The organism is Actinophytocola oryzae, assembly GCF_004364325.1.
Taxonomy (GTDB): domain Bacteria; phylum Actinomycetota; class Actinomycetes; order Mycobacteriales; family Pseudonocardiaceae; genus Actinophytocola; species Actinophytocola oryzae.
In genome coordinates this window covers 387,017-402,988 of sequence record NZ_SOCP01000003.1, presented here as the reverse complement: position 1 = coordinate 402,988, position 15,972 = coordinate 387,017, and the positions used below count along the sequence as shown (strand labels likewise).

The 15,972-nt window shown below is 70.4% G+C and carries 15 protein-coding genes; 8 read left to right on the top strand and 7 right to left on the bottom strand.

Translation table 11 applies throughout. The annotated features are described in order from the left end of the window. Positions 1-53 precede the first annotated feature (53 nt). A complete protein-coding gene (locus CLV71_RS09255; RefSeq protein ID WP_133902221.1) occupies positions 54-1,571 on the bottom strand; it encodes an RNA polymerase sigma factor in 1,518 nt (505 codons plus the stop codon). A 120-nt stretch (positions 1,572-1,691) separates the two neighbouring features. Between CLV71_RS09255 and CLV71_RS09250 the strand changes: the two genes are divergently transcribed. The 4 genes from CLV71_RS09250 (at position 1,692) to CLV71_RS09235 (ending at position 4,802) form a co-directional block, all read left to right on the top strand. Then, positions 1,692-2,423 (top strand): enoyl-CoA hydratase/isomerase family protein, encoded by a 732-nt coding sequence (locus CLV71_RS09250; protein WP_133902220.1) that lies wholly within the window; start codon positions 1,692-1,694, stop codon positions 2,421-2,423. 121 nt (positions 2,424-2,544) lie between these two features. Continuing rightward, entirely contained in the window at positions 2,545-3,303 is a 759-nt protein-coding gene (locus tag CLV71_RS09245; protein WP_133902219.1) for a putative protein N(5)-glutamine methyltransferase, read from the top strand. A 68-nt stretch (positions 3,304-3,371) separates the two neighbouring features. Beyond that, positions 3,372-4,136 carry a class I SAM-dependent methyltransferase gene (locus CLV71_RS09240; RefSeq protein WP_133902218.1) on the top strand — a complete coding sequence of 255 codons (765 nt, stop codon included), beginning with the start codon at positions 3,372-3,374 and terminating at the stop codon, positions 4,134-4,136. A 114-nt stretch (positions 4,137-4,250) separates the two neighbouring features. Next, positions 4,251-4,802: a P-loop nucleotide/nucleoside kinase family protein gene (locus CLV71_RS09235; RefSeq protein ID WP_166664012.1), complete on the top strand. Its 552-nt coding sequence runs from the start codon at positions 4,251-4,253 to the stop codon at positions 4,800-4,802. Between the two features lie 6 nt (positions 4,803-4,808). Here CLV71_RS09235 and CLV71_RS09230 read toward each other — a convergent pair whose 3' ends face one another. After that, positions 4,809-6,299 (bottom strand): alpha/beta hydrolase, encoded by a 1,491-nt coding sequence (locus tag CLV71_RS09230; RefSeq protein ID WP_133902216.1) that lies wholly within the window; start codon positions 6,297-6,299, stop codon positions 4,809-4,811. Positions 6,300-6,408: 109 nt separating this feature from the next. Next, the gene (locus CLV71_RS09225; protein WP_133902215.1) at positions 6,409-8,067 is read right to left on the bottom strand and encodes a choice-of-anchor I family protein; all 1,659 of its coding nucleotides are present in this window, start codon (positions 8,065-8,067) and stop codon (positions 6,409-6,411) included. 273 nt (positions 8,068-8,340) lie between these two features. Between CLV71_RS09225 and htpG the strand changes: the two genes are divergently transcribed. Both htpG and CLV71_RS09215 read left to right on the top strand, forming a co-directional pair. Next, positions 8,341-10,161, top strand: coding sequence for a molecular chaperone HtpG (gene htpG, locus CLV71_RS09220; RefSeq protein WP_133902214.1), 1,821 nt, complete (start codon positions 8,341-8,343; stop codon positions 10,159-10,161). After that, positions 10,161-10,694, top strand: a complete 534-nt coding sequence (locus CLV71_RS09215) for a GNAT family N-acetyltransferase (RefSeq protein ID WP_133902213.1) — start codon at positions 10,161-10,163, stop codon at positions 10,692-10,694. Before htpG ends, CLV71_RS09215 begins: the two co-directional genes overlap by 1 nt. Here CLV71_RS09215 and CLV71_RS09210 read toward each other — a convergent pair. The 3 genes from CLV71_RS09210 to CLV71_RS09200 form a co-directional block, all read right to left on the bottom strand. Beyond that, positions 10,673-10,897, bottom strand: coding sequence for a hypothetical protein (locus tag CLV71_RS09210; RefSeq protein ID WP_133902212.1), 225 nt, complete (start codon positions 10,895-10,897; stop codon positions 10,673-10,675). The two genes, CLV71_RS09215 and CLV71_RS09210, sit on opposite strands and share 22 nt — an antisense overlap. 11 nt (positions 10,898-10,908) lie before the next feature. After that, positions 10,909-12,045 (bottom strand): inorganic phosphate transporter, encoded by a 1,137-nt coding sequence (locus tag CLV71_RS09205; RefSeq protein ID WP_133902211.1) that lies wholly within the window; start codon positions 12,043-12,045, stop codon positions 10,909-10,911. A gap of 126 nt (positions 12,046-12,171) precedes the next feature. After that, positions 12,172-13,542 carry an aminotransferase-like domain-containing protein gene (locus CLV71_RS09200; RefSeq protein WP_133902210.1) on the bottom strand — a complete coding sequence of 457 codons (1,371 nt, stop codon included), beginning with the start codon at positions 13,540-13,542 and terminating at the stop codon, positions 12,172-12,174. Between the two features lie 46 nt (positions 13,543-13,588). Between CLV71_RS09200 and CLV71_RS09195 the strand changes: the two genes are divergently transcribed. After that, a complete protein-coding gene (locus CLV71_RS09195; RefSeq protein ID WP_133902209.1) occupies positions 13,589-14,047 on the top strand; it encodes a carboxymuconolactone decarboxylase family protein in 459 nt (152 codons plus the stop codon). Further along, on the top strand, positions 14,044-14,772 hold the full coding sequence (locus CLV71_RS09190) for an isocitrate lyase/PEP mutase family protein (protein WP_133902208.1): 729 nt from the start codon (positions 14,044-14,046) through the stop codon (positions 14,770-14,772). The genes CLV71_RS09195 and CLV71_RS09190 overlap by 4 nt, the downstream gene beginning before the upstream one ends. Here CLV71_RS09190 and CLV71_RS09185 read toward each other — a convergent pair. Next, the gene (locus tag CLV71_RS09185) at positions 14,740-15,969 is read right to left on the bottom strand and encodes an ATP-grasp domain-containing protein (protein ID WP_133902207.1); all 1,230 of its coding nucleotides are present in this window, start codon (positions 15,967-15,969) and stop codon (positions 14,740-14,742) included. The genes CLV71_RS09190 and CLV71_RS09185 overlap by 33 nt on opposite strands. Positions 15,970-15,972: the final 3 nt, after the last annotated feature.

Genomic DNA, 15,972 nt, shown 5'->3' with positions numbered 1-15,972 from the left:
GGAGCCACCCGTGGCGGGGACCCTTACAACTTTCCGTAGAAGTTTTTTTCGGGCTAGCTGCTGGGGCCGCCAGAGCAGTTCAACACGGTGATGGTGCCCGTCCGCGTGCTGGTGTTCCCCGCGGCGTCGGCCGCGGTGAGGACCCAGTTGATGCCGCCGCTGAACTCATACGGGCCGTAGCTGAATGACCAGTTGTCGCCGCTACGGGACATCGGTTCGGGCCCGCTGCTGCTGTCGCCAGGGCCTTCCCGGCTGATGGAGACCGAGGAGACCCCGACGTTGTCGACCACGTTCGCCATCACGGTGCTCACTGTCGGCTGGCTCTCGCACTGCAGGATGAAGATGCGGGGGGCGTCAGCCGAGGCGCTGTTGATCACCGGCGGGGTGGTGTCCCGCGGAGGTGGTGGCGGCGGGGGAGGCGGTGGTGGTGGTTGAACCACCACCTTCGTCGTGGTCGTGGGGCGTGTTGTGGTGGTGGTTCGTCTGGTGGTGGGGCGTGTCGTGGTCGTGGGGGCCGGTGGGCCCGCCGCGGGGGTCGTGGTGGTGGTCGGCGCCGGGGTGGTGGTGCCGTGAGTGCGGCTGGTGGTCAGCGGCACGGAGTTCTCCAGCGCGACCGGTTGGCCGTCGGCGGGTTCCGTGTTGCGCCAGTAGACGATCGCCGCGCCCGCGGTCAGTAGGGCGAGTACCGCGGCGGCCGAGGCGAGGATCCGGCCGCGTTTCGAGCCGTACCCCGGCCGGGGCATGGCGGCGACCGCGTTCTCGACCGCGGCGGTCTGTTCGGTGGGGAGGTCCTGTTCGGCGGACGCCAGCTGGACCTCCGCCATCACGCGGTCGCGCAGGAAGAGCGGCGCAGGCAGCAGTGGCACACCCGCGAGCAGCGCCCAGGGGCTGACCATTACCCGTCGCCGGTCCGAGCACACGTCACACCCGTCGACGTGGCGGGCCACCCGCTTGCGCATGATCGGGGAGAACTTGCCGTCCCAGCCGGACAGCAGGGCATCCAGCTCGGTGCAGTCCTCGCGGCCGAGGCGAGCGATCAACAACGCCCCCAGCGACCGCTCGACCTGGTCGCGCAGGCGCGTCAGCAGCACGTAGGCGTGGCTGGTGCTGACGCCCATCGCCTCGCCCAGCTCCGCGCCCTCCAGGCCCTGCCGCACGTGTAGGTCGAGCAGCGCGCGGTCGCGTTCGGCCAGGCCGCCGGCCGCCGTCCACACCAACTCCCGTAACGCCTGCTGCTCGGCCGCGCGATGCGGCCCCGGGTCCGTGTCCGCCATGTCTCCCACCTCGTCGAGCACGACCCGCTGGCGGGCCCGCACCCGGCGTAGCGCCACGCTTCGCGCGACGGCGTACAACCAGGGCCGGAGCCGTTCCGGGTCGTTGAGCTGAGCAAGGCGTTGCGCTGCGAGCACGAACGTGTCCTGTACCGCGTCCGCCGCTTCGTCGCGGTCGCGCAGGACAGACCAGCAGAAGTCGTGCAACCGGTCGGCGTAGCGGTCGTAGACGGCCGCGAACGCCTCCCGGTCGCCGGCGAGCACACCGGTGACCAGTTCGGTGTCAGTGCGCTCGGACACGGGTTACCTCCAACGAAACAGGCCTTGCGCATGGTGAGAGCCCCCGAACCGGCAGAACCTTACGACTTTCCGCGCGCCGGTCGTACCGCCATCCGTCGCACGACATGCCACGCTGGGTGCATGATCGACACAACCATGCACGGCGACGTCGCCGTGGTGACCATCGAGCACGGGCCCGTCAACGCGCTCGACGTCGAGCTGCTCACGGCGCTGCCGGACGCGTTGTCGCAGGTCGGCGACGCGCCGGTGGTGCTGACCGGCGCAGGCCGCTGCTTCTCGGCCGGGGTCGACCTCAAACGCGTCGTCGACGGCGGTGCCCCGTACGTCGCGGAGTTCCTGCCCGCGCTGTCCGCCGCCGTCCTCGCGGTGTTCGACCACCCCCGGCCCGTCGTGGCGGCCGTCAACGGGCACGCGCTCGCCGGCGGGTGCGTCCTGGCCTGTGCCTGCGACGTGCGGCTCATGTCCAGCGGCACGATCGGCCTCACCGAGCTGTCCGTCGGGGTGCCGTTCCCGACCGTGCCGCTCGAGGTCATGCGGCACGCGGCCGGTGCGGCGCTCGACCGGCTCGTGCTCACCGCCGCGCGGTTCTCTCCCGTCGACGCGCACCGGCTCGGGCTCGTCGACGAGGTCGTGCCCGACGAGCTGCTCGCGGCGGCGGTGAGCACGGCGGCGGACCTCGGCGGGGTGCCGCCTGCCGTCTACGCCTCGTCGAAGACGCGGCTGCGGGAGCCCGCCCACGCGCGGATCGCCGCCCGGCGGGACCTCGACGACCCCGGCGTCGCGCAGGCGTGGGGTGACCCGGCGACCCTGGAGCGGCTTCGTGACTTCCTGGCCGGTCTCGCCGCGAGGTAGTGTCTCGGTGTCCGATCTCGACTCGGGGAGGTGAGAACCATTTCCGTCCGTGGTGGTCGGGTGCTCTCACCAACGCCGGTCTGAGGCTTGCCGGCGGGAGCGCCCTGTGGAGAGGCGCTCGATGACTTCTGTCGTTTCCCGGTTGCGTGCCGCGGGCTGTGTGTTCGCGGAGGACGAGGCCCGGCTGCTCGCCGAGGCGGCGGCCACCCCGGCCGACCTCGAGGACATGGTGTCCAGGCGGGTCGCGGGACTCCCGCTCGAACAGGTGCTCGGCTGGGTCGAGTTCCTCGGCCTGCGGATCGCGTTGGTGCCCGGGGTGTTCGTGCCGAGGCGGCGTACCGAGCTGCTGGCGTCACACGCCGCGTCGCTCGCCGCCCGTGGCTCGGTCGTGGTGGACCTGTGCTGTGGTTCCGGCGCGGTCGGCGCCGCCGTGCACGCGGCCGTGCCGGGGATCGAGCTGTCCGCTGTGGACATCGAGCCCGCCGCGGTCCGCTGCGCCAGGGGGAACATCGCGGGCACCGTGTACGAGGGCGACCTCTACGACCCGCTGCCGGACTCGCTGCGCGGCCGGGTCGACGTGCTCGTGGCGAACGCCCCTTACGTGCCGTCGGACGCCGTCGGGCTCATGCCGCCGGAGGCGCGCCTGCACGAGCCGCTCGTGGCACTCGACGGCGGCGCCGACGGGCTCGACGTGCTGCGCAGGGTCATCCGCGACGCGTCGTCGTGGCTGGCGGACGGCGGGCACCTGCTGTTCGAGACCGGCACGCGCCAGGCCGACGCGGCGGTCGAGACGGTGGCGGCGGCAGGTCTCGTGCCGGACGTGGTGACCGATGAGGACCTCGCCGCGACGGTGGTGGTAGGCCGCCGTTCGGGTGGTTGAACATTCCCGGATCGGCGGTATGGCCGCTCTGGACCCGTCCTTAGGCTGGCGGGTCTTGGAGGTTTGGGGTGACCAGTACAGAGGAGAGCAGGCGCAAGTACGACGCGCTGGCGGACCGATACGAGGACATCTTCTTCTACGTGGCCGACGTCGGCAGGCGGCTGGTGGAGTACGCCACCCCACCACCCGGTGCGCGGCTGCTCGACGTCGGTGCCGGTCGGGGCGCCGTAGCCCGTGCCGCGCTGGCCCGCGGCTGTGCGGTCACGGCCGTCGACTCGTCGGCGGGCATGGTGTCGCGGCTGGCCGAGGACTACCCGGAAATGCTTGTGCGTCAACAGGACGCCGGCGCGCTCGGGTTCACGGACGGCGCGTTCGACGTGGTGACGTCCGGGTTCGTCGTGCAGGTGCTCACCTCGCCGCAGGACGCGCTCGCGGAGTTCCGCCGGGTGCTCGCGCCGGGCGGCGTCGTCGCGATCTCGTTGGAGCGTCAGGAGATCGGCCGCCTGCGCTGGCTGCACGAGCTGAACAAGGAGTTCTTCGGCGGTGGCGGCGGCTCTCCCATGACCGCGGACGAACTGGACGCGTTGCTCCTTTCGGCCGGCTTCACCTCACCCACCCGAGTGACGGTCGACATCCCGAAGCCGTTGGCGGACCCGGCGGCGCTGTGGGACTGGATGGCCGAACAAGGCGTGGCGGACGCGGTGAACGCACTGCCGACAGAACGCGCGGTCGCGTTTCGCGAGGGATTCTTCCGGGGTGCCGAGGAAATGCACCGCGACGGCGGCATCTCCATCACCTTCGGCGCGACTCTGCACAGAGCCGTTGCCCCGTAACGAAGGTCGTCGGCACACCATCTTCTGGCGGATCCGACGAAATCGATGACGGAAAATCGTTGACAGAACCAGGCGGGGCGGCAGCGAGGGCTGTCGTCACGGCATGATGTGAGTGTGCTGGTTGTGTTCACGGGCCTGCCGGGTACCGGCAAGACCACACTGGCGCGCCTGACCTCCGCCGAGCTCGGCGCGGCCAACCTGCGCATCGACGCGATCGAGGCGGCGATGTTCCGCTGCGGCCTGGACAGGCCGCCCTTCACCGTGGTGGGGTACGCCATCGCACACGAGGTGGCGGCGGCCAGTCTCCGGGCGGGCGTGCACGTGGTGGTGGACGCCGTCAACGCCCACCCCGACGCGCGTGCCGGCTGGGTGGACCTCGCCGCGACAGCGGGCGCCGAACTGCGGATCATCGAGGTCGAGGTGACCGACCCGGCCGAGCACCGGCGGCGGGTCGAGGCGAGGAAGAGCGACATCGAGGGCCTCGTCGTGCCGACCTGGGCCCAGGTCGTCGCCCTCGGCTACGAGCCGTGGGACACCGCGCGGGACGGCCACCGCCTGCTCGTGCGCAACGACGGGCTGCCGGCACAGGCCATGGCCGAGGTCAGGCGCTACCTGCGGGTGAACGAGGGACCCCTCCGCGAGCCACGCGAAGGGGTCCCGTCGTGAACGAGCTCAGTAGCGGCCGTCGGGCACGACGTTCCGCGAGGCCGAGGCCAACGCGGGCTCGTCGACGGACGCACAGCTCACGCCCCGCCGAGGTGGCCGCAGGTTGATCAGGTAGTCGTCGACGACGGTGTCGACGCACTCGACGCCGGTGGCGTAGACGGTGTGGCCCCAGCCCTCGTAGGTGACCAGCCGCGCGCCGCTCTGCCTTGCCGCGGCCACGCTCCACGGGTACACCGTCGCCGGGTCGTGCAGGTTGCCGAGCATCACCAGCGGCGGCGCGTTGTCGACGTGCAGCGGACGCTGCGGGTTCGTGGTCCTCGTCCCGCTGTTCACGCACGTCATGGCGTGGTCGACGTACGGCGACCACTCCATGATCGGGTACGCCCGCGTGAGACCGGCCCGGATGCCCGCGTACTCGGCGTAGTTCCGCACCGGGTAGCGCCAGTCACTGCACCAGATCGGCGGGTACGGGTCGTTGTCGATCTCGGCGAGCGCCGTCGCGTCCGCCTCCGGTGAGCCGGTGCCGTCCAGGAGCCAGCGCAGGTTCTCCGCGACGAAGCTCCACGCCTGCGGTTGGACCACCGAGAACATGCCGCCCGCCAGGTCGTAGAAGTCGACCTTGTTGCCGTCCGGGTCGACCAGCGTGCCCGCCTTGGCCTTCGCCTTCAGAGACAGGTAGGTCTTCGTGGTGTCCATGCCGTACAACGCGCAGGACGGCGTTGTGTCACACCACCGCGCGAACTCGACGAAGCCCTCCTCGACCGGCGCGGTCTCCGTGCGGGCGAAGTCCCACGCGGTGCGCAGGCTGTGGTCCATGTTGCCGTCCATGACCAGCGCGCGGACGTTGCGGCCGAACAGCTCCGCGTACTGCTGGCCCATCAGGCTGCCGTAGGAGTAGCCGACGAAGGTCAGCTTCCGCTCACCCAGTGCCACCCGGATGGCGTCCATGTCCCGCGCGGTGTTCAGGTTGTCCACGTGCTCGGCCAACCCGCCCGAGTTGGCGCGGCAGCTGTCGTGCAGCGCGCGGTTGAGGGTGGCCAGCCGGTCGAACTCCGCCTGGCTCGTCGGGTGTTTCGCGGCGTCCACCTGCTGCGACAGGTCGACATCGCACAGCAGCCGGCTGCTGGTGTTGATGCCGCGCGGGTCGAACCCGATCTGGTCGAACCGTGCCGCGACCGCCGAGCTGACCGTGTCGCCGCCCATCACGAACGCGACGCCTGAACCACCCGGCCCGCCGGGGTCGACGAGCACGGAACCGATCCGCGCCGCCGGGTCCGTCGCCGGGCGTTTCGCCAGGCCGAGGTGGATCTTCTGCCCGTGCGGCCTCGAGTAGTCCAGCGGGACCTCGATGGTCGCGCAGTCGACGCCGGGGGCGTCCTCCCCGCACGGCTGCCAGTCGATCGCGGCAGGAGCGGGCGCCGCGGTCGCCGGTGTGGCCACCAGACCCGTCCCCAACAAGGCACTCGCCAGTACCGCGAGCGCACCTCGCTTACGCATGTGACTTTCCCCCGATCTCATGTGCCGAGCGAACGCCGCCCATGATGCCCACAAGACCGGGGGTTGGCCACTATCCGTGGTCAGGCTGCTACGAGACCTGCCCGTTCGGTCAGGCCGTCACCCGGAACAACGTCGTCGTGCCGCTCACCTCGTTGGCCACCGCGACGAGTGGCGTGTGCGTCGGCGAGTCCTTCGCCGGGATGAACGTGACGCCCTCCGGCCCGAGGTCACCGGCCGCCGCGAGGTCGCCGCCGTCCTCGACCGACACCGAGAAGTCGCGGTTGTTCCGGTAGGCGACGAAACGCGCGTGCCGGGGATCGGTGATGTCGTACACGGCGAGGCCGCCGACCCGCTCCAACCCGACGAACGCGTAGGTCCTGCCGTTGATCTCACCCAGTGCGAGGTTCTCCGGCTCGGGACCCTTGTCGTCGCTGCGGGAGTCGAAGTCCGAGCTGGTGTGGTCGGAGTTGAAGAACTCCGGGTTGGCCTGCGCGGTGACCCGCTCGAACGAGTCGCCCGAGTCGTAGACCTGGCGGCCGTCGGTGGTCCAGATCGAGAAGGACCGCGCGCCGAACGCGTACAGCTTCTCGTAGCAGCTGCCGTCGGCACGCAGGCCGCTCGCCGTCGTGACGTTGAGCCTGCCGAGGTCCTCGTCCTCGGTGACCGACTCGTCGAACACGTCCGCGCACAGCGGCGGCAGGCCGTCGTCGCCGAGGTCCTTGACCCGCGCGCCCTCGACGTAGTCGCCCCACTCGCGTGCGTCGCCCTCGTTCGCGGTGACCAGGTACTCCCGGCCGCGCGAGGTGTAGGAGTGGATGCCGTCCGGCATGTAGAGGCCGTAGACCGGCACCTGGCGGATGGCGATGCCGCCGTCGCGGTCCGAGGTGTCCATGCCGTTGCCCGGCCTGCTGTGGTCCTTGGCGCCCAACGACTTCACCGACGTCACCCGCGCGCTGCGCAGGTCCACGACCGCCAGTGCGTCGGCCTCCTGCAACGTCACGTAGGCGGTGCGGCTGTGCCGGTCGACGGTCACGTACTCCGGCTCGAGGTTGGCCGACACCGGGAACCGCTCGTTCACGGTCGGGCCGAACACCCGCACGCCCGGCGGCACCCGGTGCTCGTAGCGGTGGAAGTCGGCTGTGCGGACCGACCGCTGGCCGGGTGCCCGCACCGAGTGCGGCACGTCGACGACCGCGACCGAGCCCTCCGGGTCGGTGCTGAAGTCGTCGGCGGGCTCACCCTCGTTGGCCACGACCAGCCGGTCGCCGTCCGGGGTGAACGTCAGCATGTCCGGCAGCGCACCGACGCGGACCGCCCCGAGCGCCTGGCCGTCGCGACCGCGGGCGTCGAAGAACACGACCCAGCCGGGGCTGACCTTGTCCGGGGCCTCGACGGCGATCGCGCCGAGGCCGTCGGCACGCACGTCGACCGAGTTCGCGACGGCGCCCTCGGCGACCGACGACCCGTCGCCCGCCCGGACGCCGGCCGTGGCCAGGTCGAAGAGCTTCCTCGGCGTGGCGGGCCGGGACGCGTCGAGCACCTCGACCTTGGCCTGCGCCGCGTTGACCACGAACAGCCTGCGCGAGCGCGCGTCGTAGGACACGATCTCCGCGGCGCTCTCGTCGAAGACGCCGGTCGAGTACGTGCCGAGCGGGGCGAGCGTGACCGTGGTCCGCAGGTCCCGGTCGGCAGCGGCCGACGGGGACACCAGACCTGCGACGGCGACCGCGACCGAGCCGCACGCGGCGGCACGTAAGAGGGGACGCAACGGGACCTCCGTGTTTCTCGACGCTCGACGGCATGAGCCTGCCATCCGTGCCGTGACCAGCGGAAGTATTACGTTGATCGGCCTACCCGGCGTTGAACGGCCAGTGAACAGTGCGCAATGGCTCGCTGGTTCGCGGGCCGGGGCGGCGGCGTCTTCCCCGCCTGCGCTGCTCGTTCGGTCCAGACACCGCCGCCCGCGAACGGGCTGGCTGTCGGCGTGATTCACCGCACCCCGTAAAATCGTCCGGTCAATCTCGTCCGAAAGGGGGAAGTCGTGACCGCGCAGGTCGAAACACTCGAGTTCCAGTCCGAGGCCCGCCAGCTACTGCAGTTGATGATCCACTCGGTGTACTCGAACAAGGACACCTTCCTGCGTGAGCTGGTGTCGAACGCGTCGGACGCGCTCGACAAGCTCCGGCTGGAGGCGTTCCAGGACAAGGAGCTGGACGTCTCGACGGACGACCTCCACGTCGAGCTGGAGACCGACGCCGTCGCGCGCACGCTCACCGTGCGGGACAACGGGATCGGCATGTCCCGCGACGAGGTGGTCAGCCTCATCGGCACCATCGCCAAGTCCGGCACCGCCGAGTTCCTGGCCAAGCTCAAGGAGTCCAAGCAGTCCGACGAGCTGATCGGCCAGTTCGGCGTCGGCTTCTACTCGAGCTTCATGGTCGCGGACAAGGTCACGCTCGTGACCCGCCGCGCGGGCGCCGCCGAGGGCGTGCGCTGGGAGTCGGCGGGTGAGGGCACCTACACGATCGAGCCCGTCGAGGACGCGCCCCAGGGCACCTCGGTCACCCTGCACCTCAAGCCGGAGGACAGGGAGGACAAGCTCCTCGACTACACCGACAAGACCACGCTGACGACGATCGTCAAGCGGTACTCGGACTTCATCACCTGGCCGATCCGCCTCGGCGAGGACACGCTGAACTCGATGAAGGCCCTCTGGGCGCGTGCCGACGCGACCGAGGAGGAGTACGCCGAGTTCTACAAGCACATCAGCCACGACTGGCAGGCGCCGCTCGAGTCGTTCCGGCTGCAGGCCGAGGGCACGTTCGAGTACCAGGCGCTGCTGTTCCTGCCCGCGAAGGCGCCGTTCGACCTGTTCATGCGCGAGCGCAAGCGTGGCGTGCAGCTCTACGTCAAGCGCGTGTTCATCATGGACGACTGCGAAGCGCTGATGCCGGAGTACCTGCGGTTCGTCAAGGGCGTCGTCGACGCGCAGGACCTGTCGCTGAACGTGTCGCGGGAGATCCTCCAGCAGGACCGGCAGATCGAGCGGATCCGCCGCAGGCTGGTCAAGAAGGTGCTGCAGACCGTCAAGGCCCTGCCGGAGGAGAAGTACCGGACGTTCTGGGGCGAGTTCGGCCGTGCCATCAAGGAGGGCCTGCTCGACGACGCCGACAACCGCGAGGCCATCCTCGAGCTGTGCTCGTTCGACTCGACGCACTCCGCCGACGAGCAGACCTCGCTGGCGTCCTATGTGGAGCGGATGAAGGAGGGTCAGGAGCACATCTACTTCCTGACCGGCGACTCGCGGCAGTCCGTCGAGCACTCCCCGCACCTGGAGGCGTTCCAGGACAAGGGTTTCGAGGTCCTGGTCCTCACCGACCCGATCGACGAGATGTGGGTCGACCAGGTGCCCGAGTTCGGTGGCAAGAAGTTCCAGTCGATCGCCAAGGGTCAGGTCGACCTCGACGACGAGAAGGACCCCGAGCAGCAGGAGGAGTTCTCGGGCCTGCTGGAGTGGCTGAAGTCCACTCTGGAGGAACAGGTCAAGGACGTTCGCCTGTCGTCGCGGCTCACCACGTCGCCCGCGTGCATCGTCGGCGACAGCTACGACATGACGCCGACGCTGGAGAAGATGTACCGCGCGATGGGTCAGGAGATGCCGCCCATCAAGCGGATCCTGGAGCTGAACCCGAAGCACGAGCTGGTGCTCGCGCTGCGTGACGCCAAGGCGGCCGACAAGCCGGACCTGGCCGACGCGGCCGAGCTGGTGTACGGCATGGCGCTGCTCGCCGAGGGTGGCGACCTGGCCGACCCGTCGCGGTTCACCAAGCTGCTGGCGGGCAGGCTGGCGAAGACCCTGTGATGTTGCGGCGCTTCACCGCGGCGGACGTCGGCGCTCTCGCCGAGCTGCACGGCGACGCCGCGGTGATGCGCCACATCGACGACCCGGTGTCACGGGAGACCGTCGAACGCGAGACCCTGCCCGCGATCCTGCGTGAGTATGCGGAACTGCCCACGGGCTTCGGCCAGTTCGCCGCCATGGCACCGGAGTTCGTCGGCTGGTTCTCCCTGAAACCCGCGACGAGCGTCGGCCTCGAACCGTCCGATGTGGAGCTGGGCTACCGGCTGCGTCCGGCGGTGTGGGGCCGGGGCCTGGCGACCGAGGGTGTGCGGCTGCTGGTGCGCAGGGCCTTCACGGAGCTGGCGCTCGACAGGGTCGTCGCCACCACGATGGCGGTCAACGTCGCGTCCCGCCGGGTGCTGGAGAAGGCGGGACTGCGGCACGTCGGCACGTTCTTCCACGACTGGCCGGACCCGTTGCCCGGCGCCGAGCACGGCGACGTCGTCTACGCCGCCGTGCGTGCGCAGTGGCGTCAGGAGAACGCGACCAGGTAGAGGCCGTAGCCGATGATCGCGGCCGCGCCGAGGAAGCACAGCACCATCAGCACGGTCGGCGTCGCGACGCCGCGGTTCTGTTCCTGTGCCGTCTCGCGTTGGTCGAGGGCGACGATGCCGAGGCCGGTGAGCGTGACGAGCGCGCCCCCCGCGACCACGGAGATCAACACGACGAGCCCGAGGGCACTCCAGTCGATGTTCACGGCGTTCCTCCTCAGGCGGCGGCCGGGGCCCTGGTGGCGGCGGGGGCCTCGTGGTCCTCGTTGACGTTGTGCGAACCGACCGGGCTGCGGCGCGAGAGCAGGTACACACCTACGGCGATCGCGATCCCGACCACGGCGACGGCGATCGTGCCGCCGGTGCCCAGCTCGGCGATGCTGCCGGACAGCGCGCCGACCACGGCGGCCGCGGGCAGGGTGAGCACCCACGCGATGACGATCCGACCCGCCGTGCCCCACCGCACCTCGGAGAGCCGCTTGCCGAGGCCGGCACCCACGATGCCGCCGGACACGACGTGCGTCGTGGACAGTGCGAACCCGACGTGCGACGACGTGAGGATCACCGCGGTCGCGCTCGCCTCGGCGGCGAAGCCCTGCGGTGTCTCGATGTCGGTGATGCCCTTGCCCATCGTGCGGATGATCCGCCAGCCGCCGAGGTAGGTGCCGAGCGCGATCGCGGTGCCCGCGGAGATGATCACCCACACCGGCGGGGACGACTCCTTCGGCAGGCTGCCCGCGGTGATCAGCGTCAGCGTGATGACCCCCATGGTCTTCTGGGCGTCGTTGGTGCCGTGGGCGAGCGAGACGAGTGACGCCGTGACGATCTGTCCAACCCGGAACCCGCGCTTCCGGGTGGTGTCCCGGGTGCGGCCGGTGATCGTGTAGGCGAAGTAGGTGGACAGCGTCGAGGCGAGACACGCGACCAGCGGCGCGGCCAGCGCCGGGATCACGATCTTCTCCAGCACGGTCGTGAAGTGCACGGCGTCCGCGCCCGCGGCCACCCAGGCGGCGCCGATCAACCCGCCGAACAGGGCGTGCGAGGAACTGGACGGCAGGCCCAGCAACCAGGTCGCGAGGTTCCACACGATCGCGCCGATCAGGCCGCCGAAGATCACTGTCGGGGTGATCAGTCCCTCGTCGATGATGCCGTTGCTGATGGTCTTCGCGACTTCGATCGAGATGAAGGCACCGACCAGGTTCAGCACCGCCGAGATGCCGACCGCCACCTTCGGCGGCAGCGCACCGGTCGCGATGGACGTGGCCATCGCGTTCGCGGTGTCATGGAATCCGTTGGTGAAATCGAAAGCCAGCGCCGTGATGACGACCACGACCACTATCAGCGACACGTCCATGCTGGACCCACCTCCGCCCGGGCGACTACCCGGAAGCCTGAGCCGTCAACACGACCAACAGGTGAACGGTGCGCGGCCAGTCGGTGATTGTCGTGGGGTTTCGTTGACAGAACTGGACACCTGGCGCTACACGCCGATATCACCCAATACGCCCAACAACGCCGTCAGCGCCCCCGCGAACGACGGCTTCGTCGGCGCGCCGTAGCCGATCATGAGTCCCGTCAACGGGTCCGTGGCCCGGATCGCGTGTGGACTGGCACGCTCGATGGCGAGGGAGTGGCGTGCCGCGGCGGCGGGGACCGCGGCCTCCTGTTCGGGGGACAGCGGGACGAACAGCTGCAGGCCCGCGGAGATGCCGTGCGGGACGACGTGTGCGGGCAGCGCGGCGGCCAGCCGGTCGCGGCGGGACCGGTACTCCAGCCGGCAGCGCCGCACGTGCCGGTCGTACGCACCCGAGCTGATCATGTCGGCGAGCACGAGCTGGTCGATCGTGGGCGGCACCATGCCGGTGCGCCGCAGCGCCGCGACCACCGGGTCCACGAGGAACCTCGGCAGCACCAGCCAGCCGAGGCGCAGCGACGGCGACAGCGACTTGCTGGCCGTGCCCGCGTAGACCACCCGTTCCGGCGCGAGCGCCTGCAGCGCGCCCACCTGGTGGTGGTCGTAGCGGAACTCGCCGTCGTAGTCGTCCTCGATCACCAGCGCACCGTGCCTGGTCAGCGCGGTGCGGCGGGCCGGAGCCATCGTGACGCCCAGCGGTGCCTGGTGGGCGGGGGTCACGACCACCGAGGGGCTGTCCAGCTCGGCCACGACGAGCCCGTCGCCGTCGACCGGCACGCCGACGACCCGCTGGCCCACTGCCGTCGCGACCTGCCGGAACCGGTCGATCGACGGGTCCTCGAACGCCATCTCGTGCATGCCGAGGTCGGCGAGGGCGTGGCCGAGCACGGTCACCGCGTGGCTGAACCCGCCGACGACCACGACCCGCGCCGGGTCGGCGAGCACGCCGCGGCTGCGCCCCAGGTACGCGGCGAGGGTGTTGCGCAGCACGAGCGAGCCACGCGGCTCGCCGTACCCGAAGGTGTCGTTGGGCGTGTGGGCCAGTACCCGGCGGGTCGCGGCCAGCCACAGGTCGCGGGGGAACAGCGACGGGTCGGGCTGGCCCGGCATGAGCGTCCACCTCGGCCGCGCCCCCCGGACGTGGGCGGGGTCCGGTGACGACAGCGGCGCGGCACCCGCGGTCGCGACCCTGGTCGGCGCCCCCTGCGCGGTCCGCAGGTAGCCCTCGGCGGCCAGGTCGGCGTACACGCGGGTGACCGTGCCCCTGGCGACGCCGAGGTCGGCGGCGAGCGCGCGGGTGGACGGCACGACCGCGTCCGGCTGCCACCGGCCGTCCCGGATGGCGGTGCGGATGGCGTGCGCGAGCGCCTGCCTGCCGCTGCCCGGGGTCCAGTCCAGGTGGGCGTCGACCGACGAACTGGTCCACGTTTCTGCCACGAAACTGGACTCTACCCGTGGACAGGTTGGGGCTAGCGTGGTTGGCATGACACAGCGAATCGACATCTCCAACGCCATCCCCGCCGCGTTCAAGGCCTTCTACGCGGCGTCGACGGAGGTCGTGAAGGCGGGGAAGGCAGCGGGACTCGACGACAAGCTCATGGAGCTGGTGAAGATCCGGGCGTCGCAGATGAACGCGTGCGCCTTCTGCCTCGACATGCACACCGCCGACTCGCTCGAGCACGGCGAGGACCCGCGCAGGCTGAACCTGCTCGCCGCGTGGCGCGAGACCGACCTGTACAGCGAGCAGGAGCGTGCGGCGCTCGAGCTGGCCGAGACGATCACCCGGCTGTCCGAGACCCGCGACGTGCCCGACGAGGTCTACGAGTACGCCACCAAGGTGCTCACCGAGGCGCAGTACCAGGCGGTGGTCTGGCTCGTGGTGATCATCAACGGCTACAACCGGCTGGCCGTGCCCGCCCGCCCCGCGCTGCCGACCCGATGACGGCCGCGCTGCTGCGGTCCCTGCACGTCCCCGGCCGGCCGCTCGTGCTGCCGAACGTGTGGGACGCGGGGACCGCGAGGCTGGTCGTCGAGGCGGGGTTCCCCGTGGTCGCGACCAGCTCGCTCGCGGTGGCCGAGTCACTCGGCCATGCGGACCACCAGGCGGCCGACGTCGACGAGATGTTCGCCGCGGCCCGCCGGATCACCCGTGCGGTCGACGTCCCGGTGACGGTCGACGCCGAGGCGGGCTACGGCCTGCCGCCCGCCGAACTGGCCGCCCGGCTGCTGGACGTGGGCGCGGTCGGCTGCAACCTCGAGGACACCGACCACGTCGGCGGCGGTCTCGTCCCGGCGGACAGGCAGGCGGACTACCTTGCCGCCGTCCGCGCGGCGGCCGGTCAGGACCTCGTGATCAATGCCAGGGTGGACGTGTTCCTGTCCGCGAAGGACCAGGACAGCGTGCTGGAGGAGGGGATCTCGCGGGCGAGGGCGTACCTGGCGGCAGGCGCGGACTGCGTCTACCCGATCCTGCTCGGGACCGGTATGAAGGCGTTCGTCGACGAGGTGGGCGCGCCGGTGAACGCGATGAAGCGCCAGGACCTGTCGATCCAGGACCTCACCGCGACCGGCGTCGCCAGGATCTCGCTCGCCGCGGTCCTGTGGCGCCGGCTGCAGGCGACCCTCCTCGAGGAACTACGCGTTGTCCGCGACCCACAGGCCGAGTAACCCGCGGAAGTGCGCGACGAACCGGTCGTGCTCGCTCGCCGGGTAGGTCGAGCGCACGGTCTCGACCAGCAGGTCGTCGAAGGCCGGTGACGTCACCCAGTCCCGCACCATGCTGTCCACGTGGGACAGTGAGGTCGCGCAGAAGTCCTGGTAACGCTCGGTTTCGAAGTAGTCGTCGGCCAGGCGCCGGTACTCGGTGAGCTTCTCGTCGTAGGTCCGGTCCGAGTCGGCCACCGCGAAGTAGTTGCGGGTGTCCAGGTCCAGCCTCGGCCTGCGGCCCGACACCGCGCAGAACACCGACCACTTCAGCAGTGTCCCGATGGCCCACGGGAAGTAGTAGTGCAGCGAGGTGATGGAGATGTCCGGGCACGCGTTCGCGTAGTCGATCGGGTGCACGGACTCCCCGAGGACCAGGCTCTCGCAGGAGTTGAACTCCCAGCGGAAGAACGCGTTGATGAGCCGGGAGATCGTCAGCACCTCCTCGCCCGCGCTCGCCGACAGGAACGAGTGGTCCACGGCGTAGCGGTTGTGCATCGGCTGGTCCGGCTGGAACTTCATCACCATGCTGTCCGGGCCGATGGTCAGCGACCGCGCGAACACGTCGTAGGGCTCCACGGATGCCTGCAGGTGCATCAGCATCTCGCCCGACTCGTCGTACGCGTGGTGCAGCGTCTCGTCGTCGCGGATGCGGGACACGCCACGCCACGCACCGCCGTCGTAGGGCTTCATGTACAGCGGATAGCCGATGCTGTCGGCGATCTCGTCGAGGTCGAACGGCTGGTTGTACTTCGCCGCCGTGTAGGCGTAGCGCGCGTTGTCGACCGGGTTCTTGTACGGCACCAGCCAGGTGTCCGGCACCTTCAGGCCCAGCCTGATCATCGCGCAGTACGCGGCGTGCTTCTCCATGGACTGGAACGTGAACGGGCTGTTGAGCAGGTACACGTCGTCCATTAGCGCGGCCTTCTTCAGCCACTCGCGGGGCACGTAGTACCAGTAGGCCAGCCGGTCGATCACCAGGTGGTAGGTCGGCTTCGCCCGCAGGTCGAACGGCTCGATGGTGATCCGCTCGGTGCGCAACGTGTGGTCGGCGCCGTCGTGGCTGACCGGGCCGAGCCTGCGCACGAGCTCCTCGAACGCCCTCGGCCAGTCCTCCTCGGTGCCCAGCAGGAGGCCCAGCAGGTGTTCCGTGCGGTCCACGCG